The organism is Pseudomonas fulva NBRC 16637 = DSM 17717 (genome assembly GCF_000730565.1).
Classification (GTDB): domain Bacteria; phylum Pseudomonadota; class Gammaproteobacteria; order Pseudomonadales; family Pseudomonadaceae; genus Aquipseudomonas; species Aquipseudomonas fulva.
On the sequence record NZ_BBIQ01000020.1, the window covers coordinates 1 to 14,938 of the forward strand.

Sequence of the window (14,938 nt, forward strand, 5' to 3'; positions counted from 1 at the left end):
CCCACGGGCTGATCATCGCCGGCAACAGCGTGCATGGCACGCGCAAGAAGCACGGCATCATCGTTTCGCGGGAGGTGAACGACAGCTGGATCTTCAATAACAAGAGCTTCGACAACAAGCTGTCAGGCGTCGTGATCGATCGCAACAGCGTCAACAACCTGGTGGCCTACAACCAGATCTACCGCAACCACACCGACGGCATCACCCTGTACGAAAGCGGCGATAACTTGCTGTGGGGCAACACGCTGGTCAACAACCGACGCCATGGCATTCGCGTGCGCAACAGCGTGAACATCCGGCTGTACGACAATATCGCCATGGCCAACGGTCTGGTGGGCGTTTACGGCCACATCAAGGACCTGTCCGACACCGACCGCGACATTGCCCTCGACCCGTTCGACACCAAGGTGTCGTTGATCCTGGTGGGTGGGCAACTGGCGGCCAACGGCTCTGGCCCGCTGTCGATCGACTCGCCGTTGTCGGTCGAGCTGTACGACGTGGCCATGCTGGCGCCGCGCAAAGCCAGCGGGATCACCTTCAACGGTGTGCTGGGCCAGCGCCAGGATGAAATCCTTAACCTGCTGGTACGCCAGCGCAAAGCCGTGCTGATCGACCCGGTCGAGCGCCAGACCGAATTGATCCAATAAGGAAGCCCGGACCATGACTCCACAAGCGATTACCGTGCTGGGCGTCACCTGCGCCCTCCTGGCCATCAGTCAGGGCTCACGCGCCGACACCGTGCAGGCCCCTACCTTCACGGCGGTGCCGTGCTGCCAGTTGTGCCCGCAGGCACACGATGCCAGCCGCTACACCACCCGCTACCAGCAGAACTTCACCACCCTGGTGCAGGGCCAGGGCGACTGGTTGTTCCGAACCCGTGAAGACCTGCGCACCGAATTCGACACCTCCCCTGCCGGGTACAAACGCCTGCAGCAGGTGCACGACGCCTTCAAGAAACGCGGTGTGGAACTGGTAGTGGTTTATCAGCCGACCCGGGGCTTGGTGAACCGAAACATGCTTGAGCCGGCAGAAAAAGCCGCGTTCGACTACCAGAAGGCACTGGGCAACTACCAGGCCATGCTCAAGCGCTTCGCCGCCATGGGCTACAACGTGCCCGACCTGTCGCCGCTGACCAACGAGCAGCTGCCTGCCGCCGACCAGGGCAAGGATTTCTACTTCCGTGGCGACCAGCACTGGACGCCCTACGGCGCCGAGCGCGCTGCCCGTATCGTGGCCGACACCGTGCACACGATGCCTGCATTCCAGGGCATCCCGCGCAAGGCATTCGAAACCGTCAAGTCCGGGCGCATGGGCAAGACCGGAACCTTGCACAACGTTGCCGGGCAGCTGTGCGGCACTAGCTACGCGGTGCAGTACATGGACCAGTTCAGCACCGAACCCAAAGGGGCCAGCGGCGATGACGACGACCTGTTCGGCGACCAGGGCAATGCCCAGATCACATTGGTGGGCACGAGCCACAGCGGCAAGAACTACAACTTCGCCGGGTTTCTGGAGCAGTACATCGGCGCCGATGTGCTCAACGTCGCCTTCCCCGGCGGCGGTCTGGAGGGCTCGATGATTCAGTACCTGGGCAGCGAGGAGTTCCGCAAGCATCCACCCAAGATCCTGGTCTGGGAATTTTCGCCCCTCTACAGCCTGGAGCAGGAAACCATCTGGCGACAGATCCTCGGCCTGCTCGACGACGGCTGCGACGACCGCCCGGCGCTGATGAGCGCCAAGACTACGCTCAAGCCGGGCAAGAACACCCTGATGGTCAATGGCAAGGGTGGGGTGATCAAGCCGCTGGTCAACCGCCACCTGCAAATGGACGTGAAGTTCGACGACCCCTCAGTGAAGGTGCTGCAGGCGACCCTCTGGTACCTCAACGGCCGGCACGAGGACATCAAGCTGGAAAAACCCGAAACCTCCGATACCGATGGCCGGTTCGTGTTCCAGATGCGCGAGGACCAGGACTGGGCCGATCAGAAGCTGCTGGCCTTCGAGGTGCAGGGGCCGGAAAAAGGCACGCAGAAGCTCGAAGCCAAGCTGTGCAAACGTAACGACTTCGCCGGACCTGCGCAGACCGCGCAGGCCGGCCAGTGAGGCGAACATGACCCATTACAAACTGATTCTGCGCCCGGCCCTGCTCGCCCTCGCTCTGTTCGCAAGCGCCGCGCAGGCCTCGCTGGTGCCACCTCAGGGTTACTACGAAGGCATCGAGAAACTCAAGACGGGTACCGGCGATTTTCGCTGCGAAGCCCCGCCCACCCCGTATACCGGTGCCCTGCAGTTTCGCAGCAAGTACGAAGGCTCGGACAAGGCGCGGGCCACGCTCAATGTGGCTTCCGAGCACGCCTTTCGGACCTCCACCCAGGACATCACTGCCTTGGAAAAGGGGGTAAGCAAACTGGTCACCCAGTACATGCGCGACGGTCGACCGGCGCAGCTGGACTGCGCATTGACGTGGCTGGGCACCTGGGCACGGGCCGACGCACTGATGTCCACGAACTACAACCACACCGGCAAATCGATGCGCAAATGGGCTTTGGGCAGCCTGAGCGGGTCATGGCTGCGCCTGAAGTTCTCCAACGCCAGGCCATTGGCGGCGCATCAGGCCGAAGCCGAGCTGATCGAGAAATGGTTCGCTCGCCTGGCCCAGCAGACGGTTAGCGACTGGAGCGACCTGCCGCTGCAGAAGATCAACAATCACAGCTACTGGGCGGCCTGGTCGGTCATGGCCACGGCCGTGGCCACCGACCGCCGTGACCTGTTCGACTGGGCAGTGAAGCAATACAAGGTCGGCGTCAATCAAGTCGACGACCAGGGCTTTCTGCCCAACGAGATCAAACGCAAGCAACGTGCGCTGGCCTATCACAACTATGCCCTGCCGCCCTTGGCATTGATCGCAAGCTTTGCCCAGGCCAACGGCGTGGACCTACGCGCCGAGAACAATTTTGCCTTGCAGCGCCTGGGCGAAGGGGTACTGGCCGGCGCCCGCGACCCGCGTCATTTCGCCGAGCGCGCAGGCGAGAAACAGGACATGAAGGACCTGAAGGTCGACACCAAGTACGCCTGGCTGGAGCCCTGGTGCGCCCTGTACCACTGCGTGGGCGACACCCTGGCGCGCAAGCAGGGCATGCAGCCGTTCAACAGCTTCCGCATGGGGGGCGACATGACGCGCGTGTATGACCCAAGCGCAATGCGCAAGCACTAACGCAAGACCGTGCAAGGGGCGGCGTGTCGTGACGACACACCGCCTGCACAAAGCTAGGTGGCCTCCCGATTATCTGTGGGGGGTTTGGGGGGCGCTTTGCCCTGGATGCTGTGAGTCTTTAGGAGAACCGGGATGGTCTTTTCGTCCAACGTGTTCCTGTTCCTGTTCCTGCCGATCTTCCTCGGTTTGTACTACCTGAGCGGGCAGCGCTATCGCAACGCGTTGTTGCTGATCGCCAGCTACCTCTTCTATGCCTGGTGGCGCGTGGACTTCCTCGCCTTGTTCGCCGGCGTCACCCTGTGGAACTACTGGATCGGGCTGAACGTCGGTGCCGCCGGTGTGCGCAGCAAGCCCGCGCAACGCTGGCTGCTGCTGGGCGTTGGCGTGGACCTGGCCATTCTGGGCTATTTCAAGTACGCCAACTTCGGCGTCGAAAGCCTCAATGCGATCATCACCTCGTTCGGCCTTGAACCGTTCATCCTCACCCATGTGCTGCTGCCAATCGGCATTTCGTTCTACATCTTCGAGTCCATCAGCTACCTCATCGACGTGTACCGCGGGGATACCCCGGCCACCGACAACCTGATCGACTTCGCCGCCTTCGTGGCGATCTTCCCGCACCTGATCGCCGGGCCGGTGTTGCGCTTCAAGGACCTGGTCGAGCAGTTCAACCACCGCACGCATACGCTGGACAAATTTTCCGAAGGCTGCACGCGCTTCATGCAAGGGTTCGTCAAGAAGGTATTCATCGCCGATACCCTGGCGGTGGTGGCAGACCATTGCTTCGCCTTGCAGCAGCCCACCACCGGCGATGCCTGGCTGGGCGCGCTGGCCTACACCGCGCAGTTGTATTTCGACTTCAGCGGCTACAGCGACATGGCCATCGGCCTGGGCCTGATGATGGGCTTTCGCTTCATGGAAAACTTCCGCCAGCCCTACATCAGCCAGTCCATCACCGAGTTCTGGCGGCGCTGGCACATCAGCCTGTCCACCTGGCTGCGCGACTACCTGTACATCACCCTGGGCGGTAACCGCAAAGGCACGCTCAACACCTACCGCAACCTGTTCCTGACCATGCTGCTGGGCGGGCTTTGGCATGGCGCCAACGTCACCTACATCCTCTGGGGCGCCTGGCATGGCGTGTGGCTGGCGATCGAACGGGCATTGGGCATCGACACCCACCCGCAGCGCTTCAACCCGGTCAAGTGGGCCTTCACCTTCCTGCTGGTGGTGGTGGGCTGGGTGGTGTTCCGGGCCGAGAACCTGCACGTCGCAGCGCGCATGTACGGCGCCATGTTCAGCTTCGGCCACTGGCAGCTTTCCGAACTCAACCGCGCTCAGCTGACCGGCCTGCAAGTGGCGACTCTGGTGATCGCCTACCTGGCCTTGGCCTTCTTCGGCCTGCGCGATGTTTACCGTAACGCCCGGACCACGCCCACCGCATTACCCACCGCCACGCCAGTGCAGATCAACCGTGATGGCTCGCTCGGCCTTGGCTGGACGCGCGTGATGACCCGAACCCTGGTGCTGCTGCTGTTTGTCGCGTCGATCCTGAAGCTGTCGGCGCAGAGCTATTCGCCGTTTCTCTATTTCCAGTTCTGAGGCCGATGTGATGACCCGGACACTTCGCATGACCTACTGCTTGTCTTTCCTCGGCCTGTTGACGGGCATGGGCCTGTGGTCGACCTCAAGCCTGCACGGCTTTGAACGCACCGAACAGATGAGCCTGCTCGACGGCAAGCTGGCCAAGGCCACCGAACAACACTACGACGCCGCGTTTCCGATCAAGCGCCTGGGCACCAACGTGTGGGCCGCCCTGGATTTCAAGCTGTTCCACGAAGGGCGGCCAGGCGTGGTGCTGGGGCGCGACCAGTGGCTGTTCAGTGACGAAGAGTTCAAGCCCACCGCCGGTGCCGAGGCATTGGTGCAGGAGAACCTGGCGCTGATCCGCGGCGTGCGCGACACCCTGCAACGGCACGGCAGCCAGCTGGTGCTGGCGATCGTGCCGGCCAAGGCGCGGGTGTACGACGAACACCTTGGCCAGACACGACCGGCGAGCCTGCATGGGGAGCTGTACAACCAGTTTCATGCCAAGGCACGCCAGGCCAATGTGTTCGCCCCTGACCTGATGGCCCCGCTGGAACAGGCCAAGGCCCGCGGCCAGGTGTTTCTGCGCACCGATACCCATTGGACGCCCCTGGGTGCCGAAGTGGCGGCACAAGCGCTGGCTGCGGCCGTCAGCCGCCAGCGTCTGCTCGAAGCGAGCCCACAAGCCTTCGTCACCCAGGCCCAGGGCAGTGCGCCGTACAAGGGCGACCTGACCAACTTCCTGCCGTTGGATCCTTTGTTCTCCCACCTGCTGCCGCCGCCGGACACCCTCCAGCAACGCACCACCCGCCCTGTTGCAGCTCAAGCCGACGCAGGGGATGCGTTGTTCGCCGACCAGCAGATCCCCGTGGCGCTGGTGGGCACCAGCTACAGCGCCAACCCCCGCTGGAACTTCGTGGGCGCCCTGCAGCAGGCGCTGCACAGCGACGTGGCCAACTATGCCGAGGACGGCCACGGGCCCTTCCTACCCATGCTCAAGTACCTGCAAAGCGATGCCTTCCAACATGCCGCGCCACAAGTGGTGGTGTGGGAATTCCCGGAGCGCTACCTGCCCATGAAACCTGAACTCGACGGCATCGATCCGCACTGGGTCGCTCAGCTCAAGCACTCGCGCGACGCCGAAAAAAACCTGGCCTTGACGGCCACCCGAACCACCCACTGACCGAAAGAGGCAATGCCCATGACGACTCCATCTTCCATCGCCAAAGCCCTGACCCTCGCAGCCGGCCTGTCCCTGGCATCAGTACAGGCTTATGCCGGCGCCGACGCGGCGCTTTACGGCCCGAGCGCGCCGAAGGGCTCGACCTTCGTGCGCTTGTACAACGCAAGCAGCGCACCGGCTAGCGCCTCCGTCGGCAACACGCAGATCAAGCCGGTCGGCCCCCAGGCCAGCAGTGACTTCAGTTTCCTGCCAGGCGGTGACTACACCGCTCAGGTCGGCAGCCAGCGCGTACCGGTCAAGCTGGCCTCGGACCAGTACTACACCCTGGTCAACAGCCCTGCCGGTACGCCTCTACTGATCGAAGAGCCGCCGTTCAAGAACAAGCAGAAAGCGCTGGTACGGGTACAGAACCTGAGCAACCAGACGCTGGCGCTGAAAACCGCCGATGGCAAGACCGAAGTGGTCAAGCCGGTCGCCGCCAATGGCCGCGGCGAGCGTGAAATCAACCCTGTGAAGGTGGACCTGGCGCTGTTCCAGGGCGACCGGAAAGTCGGTGACGTGAAACCCGTGGCCCTGGAGCGCGGCGAAGCGGCCGTGCTGTATGTCACCGGCTCCGGCAGCACGCTGTCCCCGGTATGGGTCACCCGCCCTGTGAGCAGCAACTGAATGCCCTGCCCTCAATGACGATTGGAGAAACACGATGATCCCGGTAATTCTTTCTGGCGGTAGCGGTTCGCGTTTGTGGCCTTTGTCGCGCAAGCAGTTCCCCAAGCAGTTCCTGGCCCTGACCGGCGAGCACACGCTGTTCCAGCAGACACTCGAACGTCTGGTGTTCGAAGGCATGGACGCACCCATTGTGGTCTGTAACAAGGAGCACACCTTCATCGTGCAGGAGCAACTGGCCGCGCTCGACCTGCAAACCCAGGGCATCCTGCTCGAACCTTTCGGGCGCAACACCGCGCCGGCAGTGGCCATGAGCGCCATGAAACTGGTCAACGAAGGGCGTGACGCGTTGATGCTGGTGCTGCCTGCTGACCATGTCATCGATGACCAGAAGGCGCTGCAGCGGGCGTTGGCGCTGGCCACCGTGGCCGCCGAGCGCGGCGAGATGGTGCTGTTTGGGGTGCCGGCGACCAAGCCTGAAACCGGCTACGGCTACATTCGCTCGAGCCAGGATGCCTTGCTGCCCGAAGGCGTGGCGCGAGTGGCGCAGTTCGTCGAAAAGCCTGACGAGCAGCGGGCGATCGAGTTCGTTCAGGCCGGGGGGTATTTCTGGAACAGCGGCATGTTCCTGTTCCGTGCCAGCCGCTTTCTCGAAGAGCTGAAAAAGCACGACCCCGACATTTACGACACCTGTTTGCTGGCCCTGGAGCGCAGCCAGGTGGATGGCACCACGCTGAACATTGATGAAGCGAGCTTCGCCTGCTGCCCGGACAACTCCATCGACTATGCCGTGATGGAGAAGACCCAGCGAGCCTGCGTGGTGCCCATGTCGGCCGGCTGGAGCGATGTGGGTTGCTGGTCGTCACTGTGGGATGTGCACGACAAGGATGACCACGGCAATGTCACCAAGGGTGACGTGGTGGTGCAGGACAGCCACAACTGCATGATTCACGGCAACGGCAAGCTGGTGTCGGTGATCGGGCTGGACAACATCGTGGTGGTCGAAACCAAGGACGCCATGATGATTGCCCACAAGGACAAGGTCCAGGGCGTCAAGCAGATGGTCAAGACCCTAGACGCCCAGGGTCGCAGCGAAACCCAGAGCCATCCGGAAGTCTACCGTCCGTGGGGCTCGTACGATTCGGTGGACATGGGCGGGCGTTTCCAGGTCAAGCACATCACGGTCAAGCCGGGGGCCAGCCTGTCGTTGCAGATGCACCATCACCGCGCCGAGCACTGGATCGTCGTGTCGGGTACGGCTGAAGTGACGTGCGATCAGAATGTATTCCTGCTGACCGAAAACCAGTCGACCTACATTCCGATCGCGTCGGTGCATCGCTTGCGCAACCCCGGCAAGATCCCCCTTGAGATCATCGAGGTGCAGTCGGGCAGCTACCTTGGCGAGGATGACATCGAGCGGTTCGAGGATGTGTACGGGCGTACGTCCGAGTCGGCGCAGTGTGGTGGCGCGGTCAAGGCTGCTTCGCAGTGATTGCGCGGTGATGGGGGGCTCAAGCCCCGGGGCTGATTCGCGCTCCGGCACTTGAGCCCCACCTCGCCTTGCTCGATCCACAGCCGGCCAAGCCTTCCCCTTTTGAGCCTTCCCCCATTTCACGCTACGATGCTTCAACCCTCGCGCAACCAAGGTCTGCAAGCCTCATGATCATCGGCGCTCTCCTTATCCTCACCTGGCTGGTGCTGTTGCTGCGCTACCCCGCCAAGGCCTTGCCGATTTCGCTGGCTGCGGTGGGTGGTCTGGGCCTGGTGGCCTTGTTCGTCATCTGGCAGGACACTCGCGAAACCTCGCAACTGGCCCGCCTGGACATGCGCCTTGCCTATGCCCCCACCCAATGCCCCGCCGACCGCCCCTTGCAGGTCACCCTGAAGAACGACAACAAGGTTCCGCTCACCGAACTGCGCTGGCGTGTGGCGGCCTATGCGCCTGGCGACACCGTCAACCTGGCAGAAAACACCTACAATGCACCGCGCTACCGTGGGCCTGGGGAATTGCAACCCGGCGCGCAGTGGTCCGATTGCCTGCCGTTGCCTGCGCTACGCTCGGGCTACCGTGCACAGACGTTGGCGTTCAGGGCCGAGCACCTGCAAGGCAGCTTTGCCAACTGAATCCTTCGATGCCCAACCGCTGGCGACGCATCGGCGACTCGGCGCACACCCACTGCCCCTCTACCCAGACCCAAAGGCCTTCTGCATGTCGACTGTCCTGATCACCGGTTGCTCCAGCGGCATTGGCCGCGCCCTGGCCGATGCGTTTCGCGATGCCGGTCATCAGGTCTGGGCCACCGCCCGCCAGGCTGAAGATGTAGCGCGCCTGGCCGCTGCGGGCTTCGTTGCCCGACAACTGGATGTCAACGACCCACACGCCCTGGCCCTGCTCGCGCAGGAGCTCGATGCACTGGACATCCTGATCAACAACGCCGGCTACGGCGCCATGGGGCCGCTGCTCGATGGCGGGGTCGACGCCCTGCAGCGCCAGTTCCAGACAAACGTGTTCGCGCTGGTCGGCGTGACACGTGCACTGTTCCCCCAGTTGCGTCGCGCCAAAGGCCTGGTGGTGAACATCGGCAGTGTCTCCGGGGTGCTGGTCACGCCGTTCGCCGGCGCCTACTGCGCCTCCAAGGCCGCCGTGAAGGCCTTGAGCGACGCCTTGCGCCTGGAGCTTGCGCCGTTGGGCATACGCGTGATGGAGGTGCAGCCTGGAGCGATTGCCTCGCAGTTCGCCAGTCACGCCCAGCAGCAGGCGCAGCAGGTGCTTGCGCCTGAATCGCCGTGGTGGCCATTGCGTGAACACATTCAAGCCCGGGCCCGCGCCTCGCTCGACCGGCCAACACCGGCAGCGGTCTTTGCCCAGGGCGTGCTGAAAGCGACCCAGCGTTCGCCAGTGCCAGCACGGGTGCGGCTGGGCAACGGCAGCACTGCCTTGCCACTGATGGCCTGCCTGGTGCCGCAGCGTTTACTGGACAAGGTGCTGCGCAAACGGTTTGGCTTGTCACGAACGCTGTAGGGCGGTGACGGCGCCGCGCACTCAGACCTTGTCGAACGCCTGCCACCCTCCGCCGAGCGCTTTGTACAGCCCCACGAGCGCCTGGGATACTGCGGCAGCGCTGTCGATCCACTGCTCTTCGCTGGCCAGCAAGGCCGACTGCACGGTCAGTACATTGAGAAAATCCACCGCACCTTCCACGTATTGACGCTGGGCCGTTTCCAGGGCGATGCGGTTCTGGCGCACGGCTTCGGCGAGGCGATCGCGACGCAGCTGGCTGGCGTTGTAAAGGCGCAGCACATCATCGATTTCATGCCAGGCCCCCAGCACCACCTTGCGGTAGTTCAGGGCCGCTTCCTGCTGCTGCGCCTGGCGCAGTGCCAAGGTGCCCTTGAGGCGACCGCCTTCGAAAATCGGCAGCGACAGCTGCGGTCCGAAGGCGAAGCGGCGAGAGTCCCAGGCACCGAAGTCAGCCAGTTGCATGGCCTGGAAGCCCACGTTGCCAGACAGCCGGATACGCGGATAAAAATCTGCCTTGGCCACGCCGATGCTGGCCGTGGCAGCATGCAGGCGCGCCTGGGCCTGGCGGATGTCCGGACGCCGCTCGGCCAGTTCCGAAGGCACGCCGATGGCGAACGTCTGCTGCGGGTCGGGTAGCTCACCAGCTTGCAGCAGGCTGTCCTGCAGACTGCGTGGGGGCTCGGCCGCCAGCAGGCTCAAGGCATTGATCAAATCGTCACGGCGTGCCTGCAAAGTGGGCAGGCGAGATTCGATCAAGGCGACCTGGGCGTTGGCCTGGGCCACGTCGAGCCGAGTGGCCACGCCTTCGGCCTGACGGTCTTCGGACAATTCAAGGCTGTGCCGCGCGACCTTGAGGTTGTCCTCGGTCACCTGCAACGTATGCTGCACCGCACGCAGCTGGATGTAATCACCGGCTGTTTCGGCGAGCAGGGCCAGCAGGACGCCGTTTCGGTCGTTCTCGGCGACCTCGACACTGGCGTCGGCCGCTTCGACCTGACGCCGCACACGCCCCCAGACGTCCAGCTCCCAACCTGCCACCAAGTCACCCTGCCACAGGTTGAAGGCCGATTTACCCGCGTTGCCCGAGGGGTCGCTCAGCCCCTCGGCGCTGTTGCGGGCACGGCTGTAGCCTGCATTGGCGTCCACCGACGGCTGCTGGTCGGCGGCCACAGTACTGCGCAGCGCACGGCTTTGCAGCAAGCGGGCACTGGCGATCTGCAGATCGAGGTTGCGCGTGGCGACCTGCTCGATCAGTGCACTGAGCCGTGGATCGTGAAAGCTGTCCCACCAGCGCAACTGGATGGGCTCGGCCACAGGTTGGCTGGGCGCGTGTTCACCCTGCAACGGGTCCCACTGCTGGGGCGCCTGGGCGTCAGGGCGCTGGAAGTCCGGGCCAAGGGTACAGCCCGTGAGCAGTGCAGCGAGCAGTACGGCTGCAGGGGTCTTTGTCCTGAAACGCGTGACGGGCCGCGATGAACTGACTACTTGTGGGCGGGCGGGTGCAGGGCTCTGCGCGTGAGCGATGTTCATCGGGCTGTCACCCCGCTGCCTGCCAGCTTATCGCCTTGGGTATCGCGGGTCGTGTCGATGGTCGCTTCGACCGACATGCCGACACGCAGGCGGGTCAACAACGGCTGCCCGTCATCGAAGACGATCTTCACCGGAATACGCTGGACCACCTTGGTGAAATTGCCGGTGGCGTTGTCCGGCTTCACAGCGGAGAACGTCACCCCTGTGGCCGGAGCGATGCTTTCGACGTGTCCATGGAGTTGTTCATCGGCAAAGGTATCGACGCTGATGCTGACCGGCTGACCAGGCTGCACGTGGGTCAATTGGGTTTCCTGGAAGTTGCCCACCACATAGGCCTGTTGCAGGGGCACCACCGACAACAGTCGCGCCCCTGGGTTGACGTAGGCCCCGATGCGCAACGCACGCTCACCGACCATGCCGTCCACCGGCGCCGTGATGCGGGTATAGGAGAGGTCCAGCCGGGCCTTTTCCACCCCGGCTTCGGCGCGCTTGAGCTGGCCATCGGCGCTGGCGACCTGGGCGGCGAGGATGTCCACCTGCTTGCGTGCAGCCACCGAAGCTGCGCGGGCATTGGCCAGGCGGGCACGGGCCTGGTCCACGGCGCTGCGCGCTTGCTGAGCGTTTTGCACGGTACCGGCGCCCTGCTCGGCCAGGCGCCCGTAGCGGCGCACCTCATGATCGGCGAACGCCGCCTCGGCTTCGGCGGCTTTTACCGCTGCCTGGGCCTGGGCAATCAGCGCGTCCTGGCGGTCGAGGGTGGCGCGGGCATCGGTGCTCTGGGCCTTGGCCACCAGCAGCTGCGCCTGGGCAGCGTCCAGGGCAGCCTGGTAATCACGGGCATCGATGGTGGCCAGCAGTTGGCCGGCCTTGACCTGCTGGTTGTCCGCGACCAGCACCTGCGTGATGAAGCCAGCGACTTTGGGCGCGACCACGGTGTAGTCGGCGGTCACGTAGGCATCGTTGGTGCTCTGCCGGTGATCGCTGCCCACCAGCCAGGGGCCGACGAGGGCGGCCAGCACGGCCACGGCCAGCACAGCGCCGATGAACAGGGTTTTACGGTGGATGGTCATTTGGCGTTTCTCGAATTCAGACGGGGGTCAGGCCACCGCGCGCGGCGGATAGACCCGGGTGGGCATGACAGGGATCAGGCAGATCAGGGCCACGGCAATGACGGCCAGGACCAGGTAGAGGTCGGCCGAGGTCAGTACCAGCGCCTGGTCATGAATACGCTTGGCAAGGCTGGCAGCGTGGTCGTCCAGCAACGGGGCATTGCCCAGGCTGTCGACCAGGTGATTGGAATGAAAATGCCGACGCAGCGTGCCCAGGGCATCCAGCAGCCCGCCCGCCACGACGGCGGACAAGCCCTTGACGGTATTGAACCAGGCCGAGGCGAAGGGGCCTTCCTGGGGGCTCATGCCCGTGGTCGAGAGCATCAGCAACGGCAGGACCGCCATCGGCTGGCCGAACACCTGCAACAGGTAGAACGGGTAGAAGTCGGTGCGGATCCACTGGCTGGTGAGCAGGCTGCTGCCGATGCAGGACGCGGCCAGCATTGCCAGGCCGATACCCAGCACCCAGCGGCAGTCGACTGCGCGGATGTTGCAAAGCGCGGCGGTCAGCGGCAGGGCGATCAATTGTGGCATGGCCACCAGCAGCATCAGCGGGCTGGTCTGGGCGGGCCGGTAGCCCTGGAGCTGGGCCAGGTAGGCAGACGGCAGGCTACCCACACCCGACAGCACGATGAGTACGCCTGCGACGGTTAGCAGGGCAAAGGCCAGATTGCGCCGGCCCAGCAAGCGCAGCTGGAAAAACGGCAGGGGCTCGGACCACTCGTTGAACATGAACAGCACCAACAGCAGCAGCCCACCGCCCAGCAGCCAGCAGATCAACGGCGAATCGAACCAGCCCCAGCGATCGCCCAGGGACAGCCCCAACACGATACCGCAGATCGCCGGCAACCCAAGCAGCACACCACGCCAGTCGAACTGCCTGAAACGCTCCAGGCGCAATGGGTCCTGCGGCAACCCCCACGCCACGCAGCCACCGGCCACCAGCGACGGCAGGATGATCTGCCAGAACGCCCAGCGCCAGCCGACGTATTCGGTCCACAGGCCAGCCAGCGGTGTACCCAGGTTGGGGCCGAAGGTGGCCGTCAAGGCGTAGCACGCCAGGCCGTAGACCTTGATGCCAGGAGGCAGGAAACGCAGCGCCACGCTCATCAGCATCGGCGGCAGTGCACCCGAGGCGAGCCCTTGCAGCACCCGCAGCAGCATCAGGCTGTGCACGTTGGGGGCGAAGGGTTGCAGCAGACCCAGCACCGCGAAGGTACCAATGGCTGCCAAGGTGAAGCGCCGCAAGGAAAAGGTGGTCGCCAACCAGGGCGAAAAGGCCATTGCCGAGACGGAGGCTGCGCTGTACACCGCCAGCAGCCAGGCCCCTTCATCGGCACCGATGCCCATGGCCCCGCGGATATCGGCCAGGGAAATCTTGGTCACGGACTCGTTAAGGCCCGCACAGAGCACCGCCAGCAACACGCCGAACAGCCCGACCACCACCTGCAGGCCGAACGCGCCCTGTGCGGGGGCGGCCGGTGCAGGCGTGGCAGCCAGCCCACTCGCTGAGGCAGAAACGGCATTCATTTAGAGACATCTCCAGCAACAATTTTACGACTGGAGCGATTTTAGGCAGGGTGAATGCTGACGAAAACTGAATTATTGGCAGTTTTATATTGCGTCAAACGCAATGATCCCATGTTCAAGGGTCGCTTCGGGTACAGGCCTTGATCGTCTGACGCAGCCACTGGTGGGCCGGGTCGTTGTCAAAACGTGGGTGCCAGGCCTGCATCACGTTCACTTTTTCAAGGGGTACGGGAATTTCGAAGGAGCGCAGGGGAAGCTTCAGACGCTGGACGCTGTTCAGGATGTTGGCCGGGATCGGCAGGATCAGGTCCGAGTCAGGTAACGAGAACATCGCCGAGTGGAAGCTGGTGGTAATCAGCGCCACCCGGCGCTCGACCCGATGGTTGGCCAGGGCCACATCGATCGGACCGTTGGCACGGCCCCGGCGCGACACGCTGATCTGCGGGAACGCGGCGAAGCGTTGTGGGGTGATGTCCTGGTCGAAGACCGGATGCTCCATGCGCGCCAGGCCGACGAAGTAGGTGCTGAACAAACTCTGCACCTTGATCTCCGGCCCCAGCTCCACGGAGGAGCTGACGATCAGGTCGATGTGGCCGTTGCGCAGCATGGCATCGTCGTCACTGCTGCCTTCGGGCACGAAACGCAGCACGGTATTGGGCGCGTCGGCCAGCATCATGCGCAGCAGCTTGGCCCCGTAGAGGGCAATGAACAGGTCGTTGGTACGCACGTTGAAGGCACGGTGCAGTTTGGACAGGTCGACGCCTTCACGGCTGCGAAACACCTGCCCGGCCTGCTCCACCAGGCCATGCACCTGCTCGCGCAGGGCCAGGGCGCGCGGCGTGGGCACCAGCCCGCGGCCAGCGCGCACCAGGATGGGGTCTCCCATGGCCTCGCGTATGCGCCCCAGCGTGCGGCTCATGGCGGCTGGGCTGAGGTTCATACGTTGTGCCGCGCCCACCACGCTGCCCTCATCGAGCAGCACATCGAGGGCGACCAGCAGGTTCATGTCAGGCAGTTGCATGGTCGTTTTCCGAGACGACGTTGGGAAAGGGCGATGTTAGCAGGTTGCTCGATTGCGCCCGACGCAATGTGCTCGTGCG

12 protein-coding genes and 1 pseudogene are annotated in these 14,938 nt (G+C 63.9%); 9 read left to right on the forward strand and 4 right to left on the reverse strand.

What is annotated here, in order from left to right:
* From PFU01S_RS17720 to PFU01S_RS17760, 9 genes and pseudogenes are all read left to right on the forward strand, one after another.
* The coding region (locus tag PFU01S_RS17720; protein WP_042139751.1) for a right-handed parallel beta-helix repeat-containing protein at positions 1 to 647 on the forward strand (647 nt) is incomplete at its 5' end.
* A 13-nt stretch (positions 648 to 660) separates the two neighbouring features.
* Positions 661 to 2,103 (forward strand): alginate O-acetyltransferase, encoded by a 1,443-nt coding sequence (locus PFU01S_RS17725; RefSeq protein ID WP_028687645.1) that lies wholly within the window; start codon positions 661 to 663, stop codon positions 2,101 to 2,103.
* Between the two features lie 7 nt (positions 2,104 to 2,110).
* The gene (locus PFU01S_RS17730; protein ID WP_028687644.1) at positions 2,111 to 3,214 is read left to right on the forward strand and encodes a mannuronate-specific alginate lyase; all 1,104 of its coding nucleotides are present in this window, start codon (positions 2,111 to 2,113) and stop codon (positions 3,212 to 3,214) included.
* Positions 3,215 to 3,346: 132 nt separating this feature from the next.
* Positions 3,347 to 4,816, forward strand: a complete 1,470-nt coding sequence (locus PFU01S_RS17735; protein ID WP_028687643.1) for an MBOAT family O-acyltransferase — start codon at positions 3,347 to 3,349, stop codon at positions 4,814 to 4,816.
* A 10-nt stretch (positions 4,817 to 4,826) separates the two neighbouring features.
* Positions 4,827 to 5,984, forward strand: a complete 1,158-nt coding sequence (locus PFU01S_RS17740; RefSeq protein WP_027914440.1) for an alginate O-acetyltransferase — start codon at positions 4,827 to 4,829, stop codon at positions 5,982 to 5,984.
* An 18-nt stretch (positions 5,985 to 6,002) separates the two neighbouring features.
* The gene (locus tag PFU01S_RS17745; protein ID WP_028687642.1) at positions 6,003 to 6,650 is read left to right on the forward strand and encodes an alginate O-acetyltransferase AlgF; all 648 of its coding nucleotides are present in this window, start codon (positions 6,003 to 6,005) and stop codon (positions 6,648 to 6,650) included.
* Positions 6,651 to 6,684: 34 nt separating this feature from the next.
* Positions 6,685 to 8,194 (forward strand): annotated as a pseudogene (locus PFU01S_RS17750) (mannose-1-phosphate guanylyltransferase/mannose-6-phosphate isomerase).
* A gap of 112 nt (positions 8,195 to 8,306) precedes the next feature.
* The gene (locus PFU01S_RS17755) at positions 8,307 to 8,771 is read left to right on the forward strand and encodes a hypothetical protein (protein ID WP_027914437.1); all 465 of its coding nucleotides are present in this window, start codon (positions 8,307 to 8,309) and stop codon (positions 8,769 to 8,771) included.
* 85 nt (positions 8,772 to 8,856) lie between these two features.
* Complete coding sequence (locus PFU01S_RS17760) at positions 8,857 to 9,669, forward strand: SDR family oxidoreductase (RefSeq protein ID WP_028687640.1); 813 nt, start codon at positions 8,857 to 8,859, stop codon at positions 9,667 to 9,669.
* A gap of 21 nt (positions 9,670 to 9,690) precedes the next feature.
* Here PFU01S_RS17760 and PFU01S_RS17765 read toward each other — a convergent pair whose 3' ends face one another.
* The 4 genes from PFU01S_RS17765 to PFU01S_RS17780 form a co-directional block, all read right to left on the reverse strand.
* Positions 9,691 to 11,199, reverse strand: a complete 1,509-nt coding sequence (locus PFU01S_RS17765; protein ID WP_081783964.1) for an efflux transporter outer membrane subunit — start codon at positions 11,197 to 11,199, stop codon at positions 9,691 to 9,693.
* Positions 11,196 to 12,269, reverse strand: a complete 1,074-nt coding sequence (locus PFU01S_RS17770; protein WP_028687638.1) for an HlyD family secretion protein — start codon at positions 12,267 to 12,269, stop codon at positions 11,196 to 11,198. Before PFU01S_RS17770 ends, PFU01S_RS17765 begins: the two co-directional genes overlap by 4 nt.
* 27 nt (positions 12,270 to 12,296) lie before the next feature.
* The gene (locus PFU01S_RS17775; protein WP_028687637.1) at positions 12,297 to 13,838 is read right to left on the reverse strand and encodes an MFS transporter; all 1,542 of its coding nucleotides are present in this window, start codon (positions 13,836 to 13,838) and stop codon (positions 12,297 to 12,299) included.
* A gap of 115 nt (positions 13,839 to 13,953) precedes the next feature.
* Positions 13,954 to 14,859: a LysR family transcriptional regulator gene (locus tag PFU01S_RS17780; RefSeq protein WP_023534365.1), complete on the reverse strand. Its 906-nt coding sequence runs from the start codon at positions 14,857 to 14,859 to the stop codon at positions 13,954 to 13,956.
* Positions 14,860 to 14,938: the final 79 nt, after the last annotated feature.